15 protein-coding genes are annotated in these 15,658 nt (G+C 61.6%); 4 read left to right on the plus strand and 11 right to left on the minus strand.

Annotation, left to right across the window (positions count from 1 at the left end; all coding sequences use genetic code 11):
• Positions 1-20 precede the first annotated feature (20 nt).
• The 8 genes from NE851_RS29355 to NE851_RS29390 form a co-directional block, all read right to left on the minus strand.
• The gene (locus NE851_RS29355) at positions 21-503 is read right to left on the minus strand and encodes a chemotaxis protein CheW (protein WP_028755501.1); all 483 of its coding nucleotides are present in this window, start codon (positions 501-503) and stop codon (positions 21-23) included.
• The gene (locus tag NE851_RS29360; RefSeq protein WP_254959528.1) at positions 500-2,305 is read right to left on the minus strand and encodes a methyl-accepting chemotaxis protein; all 1,806 of its coding nucleotides are present in this window, start codon (positions 2,303-2,305) and stop codon (positions 500-502) included. Before NE851_RS29360 ends, NE851_RS29355 begins: the two co-directional genes overlap by 4 nt.
• Before the next feature lie 220 nt (positions 2,306-2,525).
• On the minus strand, positions 2,526-4,448 hold the full coding sequence (locus tag NE851_RS29365; RefSeq protein WP_254959529.1) for a HAMP domain-containing methyl-accepting chemotaxis protein: 1,923 nt from the start codon (positions 4,446-4,448) through the stop codon (positions 2,526-2,528).
• Positions 4,449-4,669: 221 nt separating this feature from the next.
• Entirely contained in the window at positions 4,670-6,379 is a 1,710-nt protein-coding gene (locus NE851_RS29370; protein ID WP_254959530.1) for a methyl-accepting chemotaxis protein, read from the minus strand.
• A gap of 31 nt (positions 6,380-6,410) precedes the next feature.
• The gene (locus tag NE851_RS29375) at positions 6,411-6,920 is read right to left on the minus strand and encodes a chemotaxis protein CheW (RefSeq protein WP_028755497.1); all 510 of its coding nucleotides are present in this window, start codon (positions 6,918-6,920) and stop codon (positions 6,411-6,413) included.
• Positions 6,917-8,974: a chemotaxis protein CheA gene (locus NE851_RS29380; RefSeq protein ID WP_254959531.1), complete on the minus strand. Its 2,058-nt coding sequence runs from the start codon at positions 8,972-8,974 to the stop codon at positions 6,917-6,919. Before NE851_RS29380 ends, NE851_RS29375 begins: the two co-directional genes overlap by 4 nt.
• Positions 8,971-9,339 (minus strand): response regulator, encoded by a 369-nt coding sequence (locus tag NE851_RS29385; RefSeq protein ID WP_003552634.1) that lies wholly within the window; start codon positions 9,337-9,339, stop codon positions 8,971-8,973. Before NE851_RS29385 ends, NE851_RS29380 begins: the two co-directional genes overlap by 4 nt.
• Positions 9,336-9,665 carry an STAS domain-containing protein gene (locus NE851_RS29390; RefSeq protein WP_132575534.1) on the minus strand — a complete coding sequence of 110 codons (330 nt, stop codon included), beginning with the start codon at positions 9,663-9,665 and terminating at the stop codon, positions 9,336-9,338. The genes NE851_RS29385 and NE851_RS29390 overlap by 4 nt, the downstream gene beginning before the upstream one ends.
• Positions 9,666-10,006: 341 nt before the next feature.
• Between NE851_RS29390 and NE851_RS29395 the strand changes: the two genes are divergently transcribed.
• Positions 10,007-11,755, plus strand: a complete 1,749-nt coding sequence (locus NE851_RS29395; protein ID WP_132575532.1) for a methyl-accepting chemotaxis protein — start codon at positions 10,007-10,009, stop codon at positions 11,753-11,755.
• Positions 11,756-11,774: 19 nt separating this feature from the next.
• Here the strand turns inward: NE851_RS29395 and NE851_RS29400 are convergent, their stop codons facing one another.
• Together NE851_RS29400 and NE851_RS29405 are read right to left on the minus strand one after the other, a co-directional pair.
• A complete protein-coding gene (locus tag NE851_RS29400) occupies positions 11,775-12,857 on the minus strand; it encodes a tetratricopeptide repeat protein (protein ID WP_132575530.1) in 1,083 nt (360 codons plus the stop codon).
• A gap of 10 nt (positions 12,858-12,867) precedes the next feature.
• The gene (locus tag NE851_RS29405; protein ID WP_028755491.1) at positions 12,868-13,521 is read right to left on the minus strand and encodes a thiamine phosphate synthase; all 654 of its coding nucleotides are present in this window, start codon (positions 13,519-13,521) and stop codon (positions 12,868-12,870) included.
• Positions 13,522-13,628: 107 nt separating this feature from the next.
• Between NE851_RS29405 and NE851_RS29410 the strand changes: the two genes are divergently transcribed.
• Together NE851_RS29410 and NE851_RS29415 are read left to right on the plus strand one after the other, a co-directional pair.
• Positions 13,629-14,393, plus strand: a complete 765-nt coding sequence (locus NE851_RS29410; RefSeq protein WP_132575528.1) for a sulfite exporter TauE/SafE family protein — start codon at positions 13,629-13,631, stop codon at positions 14,391-14,393.
• Positions 14,394-14,514: 121 nt separating this feature from the next.
• The gene (locus tag NE851_RS29415) at positions 14,515-14,775 is read left to right on the plus strand and encodes an ArsR/SmtB family transcription factor (RefSeq protein WP_017962043.1); all 261 of its coding nucleotides are present in this window, start codon (positions 14,515-14,517) and stop codon (positions 14,773-14,775) included.
• A 274-nt stretch (positions 14,776-15,049) separates the two neighbouring features.
• Here the strand turns inward: NE851_RS29415 and NE851_RS29420 are convergent, their stop codons facing one another.
• Positions 15,050-15,223, minus strand: a complete 174-nt coding sequence (locus NE851_RS29420) for a YdcH family protein (RefSeq protein ID WP_047616443.1) — start codon at positions 15,221-15,223, stop codon at positions 15,050-15,052.
• 228 nt (positions 15,224-15,451) lie between these two features.
• On the opposite strand from NE851_RS29420, the gene NE851_RS29425 reads away from it, so the two are divergent.
• Positions 15,452-15,655 (plus strand): YdcH family protein, encoded by a 204-nt coding sequence (locus NE851_RS29425; protein WP_017968168.1) that lies wholly within the window; start codon positions 15,452-15,454, stop codon positions 15,653-15,655.
• Positions 15,656-15,658 lie beyond the last annotated feature (3 nt).

Raw genomic sequence — 15,658 nt, forward strand, 5'->3', positions numbered from 1 at the left:
ACTCCCAGTTGATGCGCGGGTCAGGCAGCCGATTGCAGTGCCGAGGCGTCCTCGTGCGACAGCAACCGGGCAAGATCGATGATGACGACGAAACCGTTTTCACGGCGAACGACGCCGGCAATATAATCCGAGCGCCAGCGCACGCCGATATCAGGCGCCGCCTCGATCTGTTCGCGCCGGAACGGCGTCACCTCGAAGACGCGGTCGGCGACGAGGCCGAGCGTCAGCAGCCGGCTTTCCATCGGCACGTCGAGGACGAGCACGCGTGTGTGCGGCGTCGGCACGGTCTTCGTCATGCCGAGCTTCAATCGAAGATCGATCGTCGGCACGCCCTGTCCGCGCACGTCACGCAGACCGAGCAGATAGTCGGGACCATTCGGAATCTTGAAAGCTTCCGCATAGTCGAGGATTTCCCGTACCACCTCAACCGGCACGGCGAAGATCTCCTCGCCGAGGCTGAAGGTCACGAATTGCGCTTCCAGGGATGTCGTGGCCATGATCATGCACTTTCCTTAAATTCGACGTCCCCATCATCGGGACCGCCCATGGAGAGATCGAGAGCAAAACCCTTTGCCCGCGCCTGCTGACCGGCGACGCTGTTGGCGGCGAGTTTCCTGGTGCCGAGGTTGCGGCCGGCGGGCGCCGAGCTGCGGACAGTCGCCCTGGCAGCGGGCACGCGGGATTGGCGGGCGCCTGCGGTATCCACCTTGAAGAAGGCGATCGAGGCCTGCAGTTCTTCGGCTTGGCTCGCGAGCTCTTCCGAGGTCGCAGACATTTGCTCGGACGCGCCGGCATTCTGCTGCGTCACCCGATCGAGCTGCTGGATCGCGTCGTTGATCTGCGAGGCGCCCACATCCTGTTCGCGGCAGGCCGCACTGATTTCGGAAACCAGTTCGGCCGTCTTGCGGATGTCGGGCACCAGGCGGCCGAGCATGTCGCCAGCGTCCTGGGCGGCCTTGACCGTATCGCTCGACATCGAGCTGATTTCGGCGGCGGCCGACTGGCTGCGTTCGGCAAGCTTGCGAACCTCGGAGGCGACGACCGCAAAACCCTTGCCGTGTTCACCGGCGCGCGCCGCTTCGACGGCGGCGTTGAGCGCCAGAAGATCGGTCTGGCGGGCAATTTCCTGGACGATGCTGATCTTCTCGGCAATGGTCCGCATCGCCTGCACGGCGCGCGACACCGCTTCGCCACTCATTTCCGCATCCTCGGCGGACTGGCGGGCGATCTTTTCCGTCTGGGCGGCGTTGTCGGCGTTCTGCTTGATGTTGGCGGCCATCTCCTCCATCGAGGCCGACGCCTCTTCGGCCGAAGCCGCCTGTTCGCTGGCGCCCTGCGACACCTGTTCGGAGCTCGAGGACAGTTCCTGGCTGCCGGCCGAAACATTTTCGGCGGCCGCGACCGCATCGGCGACAACGCCACGCAGGCGCTCGACCATCTGGTCGAGCGCAATGCCGAGCGTATCCTTCTCCGAAAGCGGCTTCGGAGACACCGTCAGATCGCCGTCAGCGATCTGTGCCGCAATGTTGGCGGTGACGCGAAGGTTGTCCGTCATGGTGTTGATCATGTTGACCAGATCCTTGATCTCGTCGTTGGTCCTGATCTCGACCTTTTGGTTCAGGTCGCCGATGGCGACGGCGCTGGCAACGTTCATGATCTTGCGCAGGCCGCTGTTGACACCGAGCGCGATCCAAAGCGCGGCGGCGAAGGCGATAAGGGAAGCCCCGATTGCGATACCGATCAACATGTTCTTTGTTGAGCTATAAAGAGCATCGGTATCGCTATCGGCTTGCGCCATCGACTTCTGTTGAAGCGTAACGAGTTTCCCGAAAACCTCTTCCATTTCCGCGACGAGGGCGCGAACCTCCCCTGAGGAAAGGGCCACGGCCGCCGCTCTGTCGCCGCTTTGTTGAATGGAGGCTACTTTGTTGGAGCCTTCATCGAAGCGCTTGGCCAGTTCGATCAACCTGTCCCAGAGGGGCTTGCCTTCAGCAGTTGCGAGCTGTAGGCCGCTTGTCGCGAAGCTGAGCATTTCATCCACGCTTCTCGCCGAATTCTGATAATCCTTTTTGACGATTTCGGAATCCATTTCCAGAAGCGCGTTCTTTTGCCAGCGGACGGCATCGAGCTCGGCAGTTTGCGCCTCCAGAGCCAGTTCCAGCCTTTTTGCAGGCCCGGAAACAAGGTCGCCAACAGCGTCGTTCAGCAAGCTGAGGCTGATGATTCCATAAACCGCGCTACCCACCAGCAACAATATGACAAAGCCGAATGCGGCCGCGAGCTTAAGTTTGATCGTAATACGCATCTCAATATTCCTCTCAGAGAGCGAAGCAATAAATATGGTCCAGGTGGCGCGGCGTCATGCAGCAAAGAAATTCCATCAGGCAAAAGCATCCAACGGAAAGAAATGAATAGGTTCCGTGCCTATCCCCTCGAGCACCGGAAGCCTGCGTCGCGGGCCATGTTGGCTGGCCCACGACAGTTGCAAACGGAGAGAGCACCTATGCGCTTTCTCCAAGGGAGCGCTATGCGCTCTCCCTAAACTCGTCATCGGCCATGTCGGGACCGCCCATCGACATGTCGAGGGCAAATCCTTTCACGCGGGCCTGCTGGCCGGCGACCGTATTGGCCGGCGTCTTGCCGCCCGGTTTGCGTGGTGCCGCCTGAACCCGGCTGCGGGCGGCGAGTTTTGCCGCCGGGGCGCGGTCACGGCGACTGCCGGCCGTATCGACCTTGAAGAAAGCGATCGACGTCTGCAGCTCTTCGGCCTGGGAGGCGAGCTCCTCGGAGGTCGCCGACATCTGCTCGGAAGCGCCAGCATTCTGCTGCGTCACCTTGTCGAGCTGTTGGATCGCTTCATTGATCTGGGCCGCCCCGATATCCTGTTCGCGGCAGGCGGCGCTGATCTCGGAGACCAACTCGGCCGTCTTGCGGATATCGGGCACCAGCCGGCCGAGCATTTCGCCGGCTTCCTGGGCGGCTGTCACGGTATCGCTCGACATGGCGCTGATTTCGGCGGCCGCCGACTGGCTGCGTTCGGCGAGTTTGCGAACCTCGGAGGCGACGACCGCAAATCCCTTGCCGTGTTCACCGGCGCGCGCCGCTTCGACTGCGGCGTTCAAAGCCAGCAGATCGGTCTGCCGGGCGATTTCCTGGACGATGCCGATCTTCTGAGCGATCGTGCGCATGGCGTCGACGGCACGGGAGACGGCTTCACCACTGGCTTCCGCATCCTTGGCCGACTGACGGGCGATCTTTTCCGTCTGGGCGGCGTTGTCGGCGTTCTGCTTGATGTTGGAGGCCATCTCTTCCATCGAAGCGGAAGCCTCTTCGGCGGAAGCCGCCTGTTCGGTGGCACCCTGCGAGACCTGCTCGGAGCTTGCCGAAAGCTCCTGGCTGCCGGACGAGACATTCTCGGCCGCGGAGATTGCGTCGGCGACGACGCCGCGCAGGCGCTCGACCATCTGCTCCAGGGCGAGGCCCAGCGCATCCTTGTCGGAGAGCGGCTTCGGAGAGACCGTCAGGTCGCCGTTTGCGATCTGATCGGCGATGCCGGCGGTGGTTCGTAGGTTGGAGATCATGCTCTGCATCGCGATGCCGAGCGTATCCTTGTCCGAAAGCGGCATGGCGTCGGTGCTGAGGTCGCCCATGGCGATCTGGTCGGCAAGGGCTGCCGTGGCGCGCAGATTGGCGGTCATGGTATTGACCGTGTTGATGAGATCCTTGATCTCGTCATTGGTCTTGACGTCGACCCTCTGGTTGAGATCACCGATTGCGACGGCGTTTGCGACGGTCGTGATCTTCCGCAAGCCGTTGTTGATTCCGAGCGTGATCCACAATGCGGCGGCGAGTGCGACGAGCACGGCGATGCCGGAAGCAGCAGCGAGGATCAGCTTGGTCGAATTATAAAGATCGGTGTTCGAGTGGTTGGTTGCCTGCATGCCCTTGCGCTGGATCTCCGTAAGGGCGGCGATTGCATCGCCCATGTCATTGGTCATCGCTCGAAGGTCGCCGAGTGAAAGCGCCAGTGCGCCTGATTTGTCGCCCTTCGCGTCAAGTTGCTGCAACTCAGTGGATTTTTCACGGAATTTCCCACCGACCGTCCGCAGCTTTTCCCAATGAGGCTTGCCTTCAGCGGTGGCGATGGCAAAACCGGCGTCAACAGCATCGAACATGGCCTGCAGGTTCTGATCGGCTTCCTTGTAGAAAGCGGCGGCCGCGTCGGGATCCGTGGAAAGCAGCGCGTTCTTCTGAGCGCGGATGGCGTTGACTTCGGCGACATTGGCATTCAGCGCCAGTTCCAGGCGGCGCATCGGGCCGTCGATCATATTGCTGCTCGCCTCGTTCAAAGTGCCGAGGCTGAGGCTTCCATAAACCGCGATGCCGATCAGCAGCAGCGTCATGATGCCGAAGGCAAGACCCAGTTTGAGTTTAATGGTGAAACGCATGTGATACCCCCGATTTGCGGTCAAAACGAATGGAGAGAGACATGTCCCCTTGGCGGGACGTCGAGCTTGGAAGTGATGTGTTGAAACGGGGAAAAGCGATTACATTCACTTCCCGGCAGCCGGACATCTCCATCGCAGCGCCAACGCCTACATGCGTTGGGGGATATTCCCTCCTCGGGCCGCCGGAGCAGCCCGAGGGATCACATTGAGGGCAGGAGCGCTTATGCGCTCTCCCTAAAGTCGTCGTCGCTGGCGTCTGGACCACCCATCGACATGTCGAGAGCAAAGCCATTGAGACGCTGCTGCTGAGCCGAAACCGTCTGGCCGCGACCCTGTCCATGGCCTTGCGGGGCGGATTTGCGGACAGCGGCCGGGGCTTTGGCCACCTTGGCCGAAGCTTTTGGCTGTGCCTTCTGGGCGCCGGGCCGCGCACTACCCGCCGTATCGACCTTGAAGAAGGCGATCGAGGCCTGCAGTTCTTCCGCCTGGGAGGCGAGCTCCTCGGAGGTCGCCGACATCTGCTCGGAGGCGCCGGCATTCTGCTGCGTCACCTTGTCGAGTTGCTGGATCGCCTCATTGATCTGCGAAGCGCCGATATCCTGTTCGCGGCAGGCTGCACTGATCTCGGAGACCAACTCTGCCGTCTTGCGGATGTCGGGCACCAGCCGGCCAAGCATGTCGCCGGCATCGGCGGCGGCCTTGACCGTATCGCTCGACATCGAGCTGATTTCGGCGGCGGCCGACTGGCTGCGTTCGGCGAGTTTGCGAACCTCGGAGGCGACGACCGCAAAACCCTTGCCGTGTTCGCCGGCACGTGCTGCTTCCACAGCCGCGTTGAGAGCCAAGAGATCGGTCTGGCGGGCGATCTCCTGGACGATACCAATCTTCTGAGCGATCGTGCGCATGGCGTCGACGGCACGCGTCACCGCTTCACCGCTGGCTTCCGCGTCCTTGGCCGACTGGCGGGCAATCTTTTCCGTCTGGGCGGCGTTGTCGGCGTTCTGCTTGATGTTGGCGGCCATCTGCTCCATCGAGGCCGACGCCTCTTCAGCCGACGCCGCCTGTTCGGTGGCGCCCTGCGAGACCTGTTCCGAGCTCGCCGAAAGTTCCTGGCTGCCGGAAGAGACGTTGTCGGCAGCCGACAATGCGTCGGCGACGACGCCGCGCAGGCGTTCGATCATCGTATTGACATTACCCAGAAGCTCGCCGATTTCGTCATGGCTGGTGATATCGGCCATCTTCGTCAGATCGCCTTCCGACACCTCGCGAACCACGGTATTGGCGCGGCTGAGTCCCTTGCTGATCGTGCTGGCGATCCAGAAGGCGGTGAGAGCAGCGATCAGCAGCGCGACGGCGGCGACCGCCATCATCGTCGTGCGGGTCGTCGTGTACTGCGCTTCGGCGCCGTCATCGGCAGCCTTCATACGCTGCTTTTCAAGTGCCAGGATTTCGCTGAGTGTCGAGTCGATGTCGTTGGCAGCGGCCCGGGCCGTCGAGACGGAGATGGCATTTGCGCCTTCAGCATTGCCGGCCTTCACATATTCGCGGATCTGATCGTCGGCCGCATTGAAGGTCTTGGACAGCTCGGCGATGCGTGCCCAGCGCACTTTGCCCTCTTCCGTTGCCAGCGCCAGCACATGGCTGAAGGCGTCGGCGAATTCCTTGCGGGCCTGGTTGCCCTTGGCGATTGCCCCGGCCGACTCGTCCGCGGTCCGGGCGGTGAGCAGGTTCTTCTGCTGGCGGATGGCCTCGAGCTGGGCGATGTTGATCTGCTGCGCGAGATCGAGGCGGGCTGCCGGGCCGGAGAGAAGCTTATCGATCGTATCGTTCAGCGATCCAAGGCTGAGGACACCGTAAGCGGCGGTGCCCATGAGCATCAGAATGATGAAGGTGAACGCGGTCACCAGTTTCGTCTTGATTGTCAGTCGCATGGTCCAAACCCCTCGTTGAATTCATCCGGCGTCAATTAACGGCTCCCGCCGCATCGTGCCTCGATGAGAAAATCGCCTGCAGATTAGGGAGAATGATGAATTCTCCGCCCCTCTTCACGAGGCAGTTGATGTAGTCGGCGCGCCAGCGCATGCCGACGCTCGGTGGTGCCTCGCTCGCGGTCTTTGCAAGCGTCGTCACTTCGTTCACCTTGTCGGTTCTGAGGCCGACGAGCGTCTGCTCGCCCTGCAGATCGATCTCGATGACGATAATGCGGCTGTCGATCGTCGCTTCTGCCGCTTCCATCCCGAAGGCGAGGCGCAGATCGGCGAGCGGAATGACCTTGCCGCGAAAGTTGATGACGCTGGCGACGAAGGGCTGGCTGCCCGGTACCGCTGTTTCAGGGAGCAGGTCCAGGATTTCCTGGACGATGACCGCTTCCAGCGCGAAGGTTTCGCCGTTGAGATCGAAGGTCAGGACCTCCACTTCCTCGGCATAACTCCAGTGATTGTCAAATCGTTCGGCTGCTGCTGTTGCACTCATCCTGCTACACGCAATTGCGCCTCCTGTTGCTGACCCGCGGCAACCAGGTGCCCGACGTCGAGAATGAGAGCGACGCTGCCGTCGCCGAGAATGGTGGCGCCCGAGAAGGTCGCAACGTTATTGTGCAGTTTCGACATCGACTTGATGACCGTCTGGTGGTCGCCGATGATCTGGTCGACGACGAGGCCGACACGCTCGGTGCCGGTCGAGATGACGACGACCTTCTGGTGCACGTCGGGCTTGGTGCCGGTGCGGAAGAGATCGCGCAGGCGCAGGAACGGCACCAGGCTGTCGCGCAGTGAGATGAAGCTGCGGCCGCGCGAACGGAGATCTTCCTCGAGCGACAGTTCGAGGCATTCCTCGACCGCCGAGAGCGGGATGACGTAGCGGCCGGAACCGACCCGCACCAGCAGGCCATCGATGATGGCAAGCGTCAGCGGGATGCGCAGCGACACTTCCGAACCCTGTCCGGGCACACTGACGATGTCGATTGCGCCGCGAAGCGCTTCGACCGTCTTTTTGACCACGTCCATGCCGACCCCGCGGCCGGACAGATTGGTGATCGCCGCGGCTGTCGAGAAGCCGGGGGCGAAGATCAGTTGCAGCAGCTCGGAGTCGGAAAGCGGCTGCCCGGGGTGGATGAGGCCGGAAGATTCCGCCTTGGCGCGAACCCGGTCACGATTGATGCCGCGGCCGTCGTCCTTGATCGAGATGATCACCTCGCCACCGGCCTGGCGGGCCGAAAGCGTCACCGTGCCGGCTTCGGTCTTGCCGGAGGCAAGTCGATCGGCCGGCGTTTCGAGGCCGTGGTCGATCGAGTTGCGCACCAGATGCACCAGCGGATCGGCCAGGCGCTCGATGACCGTCTTGTCGACTTCGGTGCTCTCGCCCTCCGTCACCAGCTCGATCACCTTGCCGGTCTCGCGGGCGAGATCGTGGACGAGGCGGCGGAAGCGAGAGAAGAGGGTGGCGACCGGCACCATGCGCAGCACCATCATCGTGTCGCGCAATTCGCCGGAGAGGCGTTCGATTTCTTCAGAGACGGAGCGCAGCGCGATATCGGTGCTGGCGCTGGCGAGCTGGCTGAGGCGCGATTGCGCAATGACGAGCTCGCCGACGCGGTCCATCAGCTCGTCGAGACGTTCGGCCGGAACGCGGACGTTCTCGGCCGCCTTGGCCTGGCTGACGGCAACGGGCGCCTCGCGCTTGGCCGGAACCGCCTCGACAGGACGGAATTCCGGAACGGCGGCCGGCGGAGCGGGCGCCGTCGACGCCGCGGCGGCAGTTGCAGCTGCTGTCTTTTCCTCGATGGCCGCGACCGTTGCCGCTGCCGGCGCGTCGATTTCCTCGACGCTGAGTTCCATATCATCGAGTACGAAGATGAAGACGTCGTCGATCGCCGAACGGTCCTGGTCACTCACCAGCGTCACGTCCCAGGAGATATGGAGTTCCGTCGGAGTGAGCTCGTCGAGCGGCGGAATAGCCGAGCTATTGGCGCGCACGGTGCATTCGCCGAGATCGCGCAGCTCGTCCAGCAGGCCGAGCGGATTGGTGCCGTTGGCCATCGAATTGGCGGGCAGGCTGAAGCGAATGCGCCAGCTGTTCTTCCTCTTCGCCGATGCCTCGCGTACGGCCACGGGTGGAGGAACGGCGACCACAGGGGCAGCTACCGCTGCCGCCTTGCCGCCGACGGCGGCCTGCAGCTGCGCCAGAAGCTTATGTCCGGTATCGCCGTGATCGGCGTCCGGCTGGTCGACCAGGGCGCGCATATGGTCCTGGGCGGCGAGAACGGCGGCGACGAGTTCGCTGGTCGCTGCGACCTCACCCTTGCGGACGCGGTCGAAGGCTGTTTCGCAATGATGGGTGAAGGCGGCGAGCGCCTCGAAACCGAACATCGCGCCGGAGCCCTTGAGCGTGTGGAGCCCGCGGAACACGGCGTCGACGAGATCCCTGTTGTCGAGTTGGTGGGTCAGGTCGAGAAGACCGGCCTCGATCGCTTCGAGGCATTCGGCGGCCTCCATGCGGAATACGGCGACAGGATCGATCGTGCTCATCGTCCGAGAACCTTTTTCACGATTTTCACCAGACTTTCGGGGTCGAACGGCTTGGTCAGCCAGCCGGTGGCGCCGGCGGCCTTGGCACGCGCCTTGAGATCGGCATCCGATTCCGTCGTCAGGAAGATGATCGGAACGCCGGCCTGCGCCGGCAGCTTGCGCAGCTCCTCGATCATCGTCAGCCCGTCCATGACAGGCATGTTGAGATCGGTCACGATCAGATCGAAGCTGCTGCCCTTGGCCGTCGCGAGGCCCTCTGCCCCGTTGACTGCCTCGGTGACGCTATAGCCGGCATTGGTCAGCGTGACCTTGGTGGTCAGACGAATGCTGGCGGAATCGTCGACGGTCAGGATATTTGCACTCATAACGTTACCTCTTTATGCAACCAGAAATTTGCATCTTCTTGATCGAAAGATTCGATGAAACCGGCGCGCTCAAGTACCTTCAGGACCGAACCACTGGCCGGCGAAGAAAGTTTGAACGTCTTTCCTTTGGATTTTGCTTGGCGGCGCGAGGATTCGATGAGTTGAACGAAACTCAGATCCGCTTCCGCGCCCTCCGGAATGCTGACGATGATCGAATCACGACTATGAAATTCATCAGTAATCTTGGAATATAGTTCTGAAACGTTGCGAATGCTGAGCACATCCGGCAAATTTATAGATTCGTAATATTGCTTCGGAGTATCCAATGCCGCCTCCTGGGCCAGAGAAATACTTGATGACCCTAAAAGGACTCTCATGGCAGCGTTAATGCGGGGTAAACAGCGGTTGTAGGAAACTGCCGTATAACGAGTCCCGAGACTCCCAATTCTCATCCGAGATAAGTTGTATTTTTTTCTCAAAAATTAGAAATAAATAAAGTAAAAACAGCGTGTTAAATTGCATTTCTCGGCCCTGACACTTTGCCCTGGGTCGCATCGACATCTTTCGTTAATCACAACGCTGGCGAGTCCGGCGCGTTTACCGGACGTTTCCATCCTGCCCGTAAAAATAGAATCGAATTGCCTGTATTTTAAGAAAAGGTATAAAATTGGCACACGCTCTGGTATCGCCGAACGCTGCAGCCTACTCGTCGGGGCGGGACATCAGCCGGACCTTGGAATCCGCCCGCAACCAGGTCGAGGAGCGTTTTCTCGAAGGCGGCACCGTACTGCTGTCGGTGATGGATGTCCTCAACCGCCTGTTGAACTCGCTTGAGAGTGTGACCACGGCGCTCGACAACAAGGAAGCCAGCGATACCACCGCCGATCTCCGCGCCACGGTGGAGAGCCTGAAGGCGTTGCCCGTCACCGAGGAAAACCGTCAGCAGGCGTTGGTCTCGCTGGCGCATACCGGCAGGGAACTGCGCAAGCACGTTTCCGACATGCAGGAGACGATGCGTTATCTCAGAACCTTCGCCGTGACCGTGAAGATCACCGGTGCCGGCCTTGCCGAATTCGCCGGATTCGCCCAGGAGATCCTCGAACGCATCTATTCCGGCACCGACGAAGTCAACCGTTTCGCCACGCATCTCGATAGCCTCGACAAGGAGGTCAAGCTCGCCGCCTCCTTTGGCGCCAGCGTTTCCAAGGGTTATGCCGAGACCGTTCCGGCCGTCGCCGCAGCCCTGCGCGATGATGCCGCCAAGATCGCCGCACACCGCAAGGATCTCGGCGTCATCGCCCGCGAGGTCGGCGCGATTGCCCGCGATGTCCAGAGCAAGGTCGGCTCGACGCTGTCTGCCCTGCAGATCGGCGACATTACCCGCCAGCGCATCGAGCATGTGCAGGCCACATTTTCGTCGCTCGACGATTTCTTTGCCGGCGAGGATGGCGCAAGGCTCGACGCCGGCGCCCGCCAGCGCCTTCAGAACGTCATTCACCATCTAACCGCAGCGCAGATGCGCGACATGTGCGCCAATTTCCAGCGGGATTCAGAGAATGTCGTCAAGACGATCGCGAGTTTCGGCCACGACATGCGGGAGATCCTCAAGCTTCGCGATCAGATGAGCGGGCAGAGCGGCGAAGCCGGCGGCAACTTCATGCGCGCGCTCGAATCCAGCGTTTCGGCCGCTCACGAAATCGTCAAGCAGGTCGACACGGCAAGCCGCCAGGCCGACCAGGTGAGCCAGTCGACGATCGGCACGGCCGCCAAGCTCTCCGAAGCCATCGCAAATATCCGCGCCGTCAAGACCGACATCCATTATATGGCCTTGAATACCAACCTGCGCTGTAGCCGTCTCGGCGAGGAAGGCAAGTCGATCAACGTCGTCACCGCCGAGCTGCGCATCTTCGCCGGCAAGCTCGACGATTCCGCCGACGCCATCGTCAACGGCCTGCCGGCGCTCGAAGCCGCAGCCGGACGCGTCGCCCCCGCTGCCGGCGCCGGGGCCGGTAACCTCGGGGAGAGCCTGACGTCAGCCGTCGGCAACATCCGCTCCGCAGCCAACGTGATGGAAAATGAGCTGAAAGTGCTTGCCGAGAACGGCCGCGAGGTCGCCACGAAGATCAGCCTGCTGATCGGCAAGCTCGATTTCCAGCATGATCTCGGCGAAGTCCTTGGCCGCTGCGCCGATCTGCTCGAAGGCATCGCCGGCAGCGATATCGAAGATATTTCGGATCTCGCCGAGACGATCGCGCCGCTCGACCGCACGATCTTCAAGCACTACACGATGGTCCAGGAGCGCAACATTCATCGCGCCATCATCCCGGCGGCCGCGGACAGCGCTCCCGCCCCCGCCCCCACCGAGACCGCCAAAGCCGAAAACGACGAAGATCTGTTCGCCGACGCGCTTTTTTAAAGCGCGTCGCGTCGGGCCGCTATCGCCGCCGGAACTTGTTGGCGGCCTCGATCGCCGCCTTCTGCTGATCGTCCTCGATACCGAGATAGAAATCCTCAAGCGACGGATCGGCAAGCCCGGCACGCCGAGACAGCACGTACCACTTCGCTGCCTCGATCGGATCGGGCGGCGTGCCGATGGCGTTGATGTAGAGATGGGCGAGCTTGTTCTGCGCCACGACATTGCCGCCTTTGGCGGCAAGTTTCAGCCATTCGAAACCCTTGACGTAATCCTTCGGCCCGCCGACGCCATTGACGAGCCAGATGCCGAGGTCGAGCTGGGCGGTGTCGAAGCCGGCGCGCGCCGCCCGCGCCATCCACTCGCGGGCGAGCTGCTTCTTTTCCTCCGGCAGGTCCTTCAGCGTCGCGTAGATCTGCGCCACCGCATATTGCGAATCGGCAATGCCCTGCTCGGCCGATTTCTCGTAGAACGGCAGCGCAAGCTTCAGCCCCTTCTCGCCGGGATTGTCGGCGATGAGAAGCTGCGCCCAGTTGAACTCCGCTGAAGGATTGCCGGCCTCGGCCGCCTTGCGCATGTAGTCGTCGGCCTTGACCTTGTCACGCGGCACGCCCTGGCCTTCCATCAGGATCAGCGCATATTTGAACATGGCTGCCGCATCGCCGCCTTCGGCCGCCTTGCCATACCAGAAGGCGGCATTCTTCACGTCCTTCTTGACGCCGAGGCCCTGCGAGAGGATTTCGCCGATCAGCGTTTGCGCCGCCGGATCGCCGAGCTGGGCGCGCGGCAGCGCCTTGTCCATTGCCGTCAGGTAATAACCGCGCTGGAAGGCGCCGTAAGCCTCGTCGATCGGCCCCTTGTAATCCTTTTCCGGCGGCAGGTCCGGCAGCTTCGCGCCCATACGGTCGAACACGCCAACACCATCGGAGGGCTTGACATCCGGGCCAGTGGGCCGGTCGGTGCGGAAGGTCGATGCCGGCGCCGTGCCCGGCTGGCTGATGACGCTGTCCGGCGCCTGCGCCAAAGCGACATCCGGCCCGGCAGCAACCAAGGCCGCCACGCTGGCAAGGGCAAATTTCAAAAGGGGGACGGGCGGGATCGGCATGAGGGCGATTTCAATCCTCAAACCGTGGCGCTTTTTCGTCAAGCAACGCGTTGATTTCGGCGACGATCGACGGCGCCCGGCCGGGCTCGCCGAAGACCGCCAGCCGCAGCGCCACGAACTCCGCGCCGGTCTCGGCAACGGCAAGCGCCGAGGCCGGATCGGTGCCGCCCATGACGATACAGGGAATCTCGATCATCGAGGCCCACCATTCGCCGAGCGCAAGATTCTTCGGATGCGCCTCCGGCTTGATGTCGCCGTCGAGCTTGCCGAAAAAGATATAGTCCGGCCTGACTTCGCCGATCTCCAGCGCGTGGTGGCGGTCAGCCGCGTTGCCGCCGCCGATGATCAGCTTCGGCGCGTGTTTGTCGATCGCTTCCGAAAGCGCCTCCGCATTGCCGGAAAGATGCAGGCCATCGGCCTTCGCCCGGCCTGCGACGCGGCTGTCGCCTGAAATCAGCGCAGCCGCTCCGGCATCCTGGATCAGCGGCACCAGCTTTTCGGCATGTTTCTGGAAGGCGCCATCGTCGAGCCCGTATTGCGGCACGATCACCGAAGCGACGTCGCCGCCCTTCAGCGCGTCGGCGACGATCTTTGCCTGTTCATCGGCATCGGCAATATCAGGTGCGATGAGCACAAGGCGGCAGCGGTTTTCCGGTTCGGTCATGAGGTCTTTCCGTTTCCGGCGAATTCCCCTTCGAAATGAGGGATCCGCACTCGTTTTGTGTGAGTAGTTCCGTTAGACGAGGCTTGCAAGAGGAGGACGTCGAAAGCATGCCGCAGGATTTGTCATTCTACTACGCCGCCGTGCCCGCGGTTCTGCTGGTGGGCCTCGCAAAGGGCGGCATGGGCGACGCTTTGTCGCTGATCGGCTTGCCTTTCCTCGCCCTCGTCGTCTCGCCGGTCGAAGCGGCGGCGATCCTGCTGCCGATCCTGGTCTTCATGGACATGATCTCGCTCGTCATCTGGCGCAAGCATGGCGACTGGGCGACGCTGAAGATCATGCTGCCGGGCGCAGTCTTCGGCATCGCGCTCGGCTGGGCGACCTCGGCACTCGTTCCGGGCAGCATGCTGCGCATTGTCATCGGCGCGGTGACCATCCTCTTCTGCCTGCGCTATTTCTGGAATAATTTCGGCCCGGGCGCCGGCAAGGTGGTCCCGCCGCGCGGCCAGCGGCCGGTGGCCGCCAGCCTCTGGGGTACATTTTCCGGCTACGGCAGCTTCGTCGCCCATGCCGGCGGCGCGCCCTTCCAGATCTATGCCCTGCCGCTCAAATTGCAGCCACGCGAATATACCGGCACCAGCGTGCGCTTCTTTGCGATCCTCAACGCCATCAAGCTGATCCCCTATTTCGCGCTCGGCCAACTCGACACCCAGAACCTTGCGACCTCCGCGACGCTCCTGCCCTTCGCCCCGCTCGCCACCTTTGCCGGCGCATGGTGCGTGCGCCGCATGAGGCCACAGATCTTCTATCCCTTCATGTATGCGATGGCGTTGATCGCTGCCTTCCTGATCGTGCGCGAGGGCCTTGGTTGGTAAAACCCTGAAGCGCCGCGCTTCTTTTGAGACGCGCGAGGGACGCTGCAGCACTTTGAATTGCCGCACGCTGCAATGCACAATTTCCTTGCTGGAGCGCCCGGTTTGACGTAGCGTTCCCGCCATGTCGAACACGGACCCTTTCTCTGCGATTGCCGATCCGAACCGGCGGTTTCTGCTGGAGGAACTGCGCCGCGCACCACGGACGGTCAATGAGCTCGCCGAGGGTCTGCCGATCAGCCGCCCCGCCGTTTCGCAACACCTGAAAGCGCTGTTGGACAGCAATCTTGTTTCGGTGACATCCGAAGGCACGAAGCGCATCTACGCGGTCAACAACCGCGGCTTCGACACGCTCAATTTATGGCTTGATCAATTCTGGGCCTGATGCACGTCACGCGTCTCTGAGGACGTTTTATCACTTTGAATTGCATAATTTTATCCCGAGCAGTTCCGCTTCAGGGTTAAATTATGCCGGCCGGAAACTCGACACGGATCATCAGACCCTTTGAAGCTTGACGAACCAAAAGCGCCAGCCGCGATGCGGCGGGCATCGGACTGGCGCAAATCGAGTGTGTGATCACCGGTTCTTGCTGATTTTAGGCGGAATGGATGGATTTACCTCTTTGCGCAAGATGATCGTCCGGCGACCCTTGGGAAGATCAGTGGACGGATGACTTAAGACGCTGAATCTCGTCCTTGATGCGCAGCTTGCGGCGCTTGCACTCGGCAAGTTCCGTATCGGAAATAGAGGGAGATGTTCTGAGCGTGTGCAACTCCTCCTCGAGAGCAACATGCTTTTTCTGGAGTGACTCAAGATGAGCTTGAACAGTCATATGACCCTTCCTTCCTCTTACCCTCCCCGGCCATCATCGTCGGGGATCAAGGTGTCAACGGCGGGGACTGTGACATATTTTTGAAGGCTTGTCGAAGGCCAAAAGATGAAGACTGGATGGCAATTTCATGATCAAGACTAACTAGCCGTTACCTGTATTTGGTGATAGGAGCTTGCGGAAATCATCGGCAGATCGGACAAGGTCCGAGGACGATAACGGGGATTGCATATGGCCGATCAGGAACAGGCGGAAATCAGGCTCACAGTGGCGCGTCTGCGTCAGGAGCATGAGGATTTCGACGCCGCGATCAACGCCATGATCCAGACCGGATGCGATGCTCTGCGGATCCAGCGTATGAAAAAGAAGAAGCTCGTCATCAAGGACAGGCTCTCCAAGCTGGAAGATCAGATCATCCCTGACATCATCGCCTGAGAG

It is taken from the genome of Rhizobium anhuiense bv. trifolii (assembly GCF_024346605.1).
Lineage (GTDB): Bacteria > Pseudomonadota > Alphaproteobacteria > Rhizobiales > Rhizobiaceae > Rhizobium > Rhizobium anhuiense.

Excerpts from the sequence above, each read along its gene's own strand:
- NE851_RS29425 (WP_017968168.1), top strand. The coding sequence starts at position 15,452 with ATGGCCGATCAGGAACAGGCGGAAATCAGGCTCACAGTGGCGCGTCTG.
- NE851_RS29405 (WP_028755491.1), bottom strand. The coding sequence starts at position 13,521 with ATGACCGAACCGGAAAACCGCTGCCGCCTTGTGCTCATCGCACCTGAT.
- NE851_RS29385 (WP_003552634.1), bottom strand. The coding sequence starts at position 9,339 with ATGAGTGCAAATATCCTGACCGTCGACGATTCCGCCAGCATTCGTCTG.
- NE851_RS29355 (WP_028755501.1), bottom strand. The coding sequence starts at position 503 with ATGATCATGGCCACGACATCCCTGGAAGCGCAATTCGTGACCTTCAGC.
- NE851_RS29420 (WP_047616443.1), bottom strand. The coding sequence starts at position 15,223 with ATGACTGTTCAAGCTCATCTTGAGTCACTCCAGAAAAAGCATGTTGCT.
- NE851_RS29360 (WP_254959528.1), bottom strand. The coding sequence starts at position 2,305 with ATGCGTATTACGATCAAACTTAAGCTCGCGGCCGCATTCGGCTTTGTC.
- NE851_RS29370 (WP_254959530.1), bottom strand. The coding sequence starts at position 6,379 with ATGCGACTGACAATCAAGACGAAACTGGTGACCGCGTTCACCTTCATC.
- NE851_RS29410 (WP_132575528.1), top strand. The coding sequence starts at position 13,629 with ATGCCGCAGGATTTGTCATTCTACTACGCCGCCGTGCCCGCGGTTCTG.
- NE851_RS29365 (WP_254959529.1), bottom strand. The coding sequence starts at position 4,448 with ATGCGTTTCACCATTAAACTCAAACTGGGTCTTGCCTTCGGCATCATG.
- NE851_RS29400 (WP_132575530.1), bottom strand. The coding sequence starts at position 12,857 with ATGCCGATCCCGCCCGTCCCCCTTTTGAAATTTGCCCTTGCCAGCGTG.
- NE851_RS29375 (WP_028755497.1), bottom strand. The coding sequence starts at position 6,920 with ATGAGTGCAACAGCAGCAGCCGAACGATTTGACAATCACTGGAGTTAT.
- NE851_RS29380 (WP_254959531.1), bottom strand. The coding sequence starts at position 8,974 with ATGAGCACGATCGATCCTGTCGCCGTATTCCGCATGGAGGCCGCCGAA.
- NE851_RS29415 (WP_017962043.1), top strand. The coding sequence starts at position 14,515 with ATGTCGAACACGGACCCTTTCTCTGCGATTGCCGATCCGAACCGGCGG.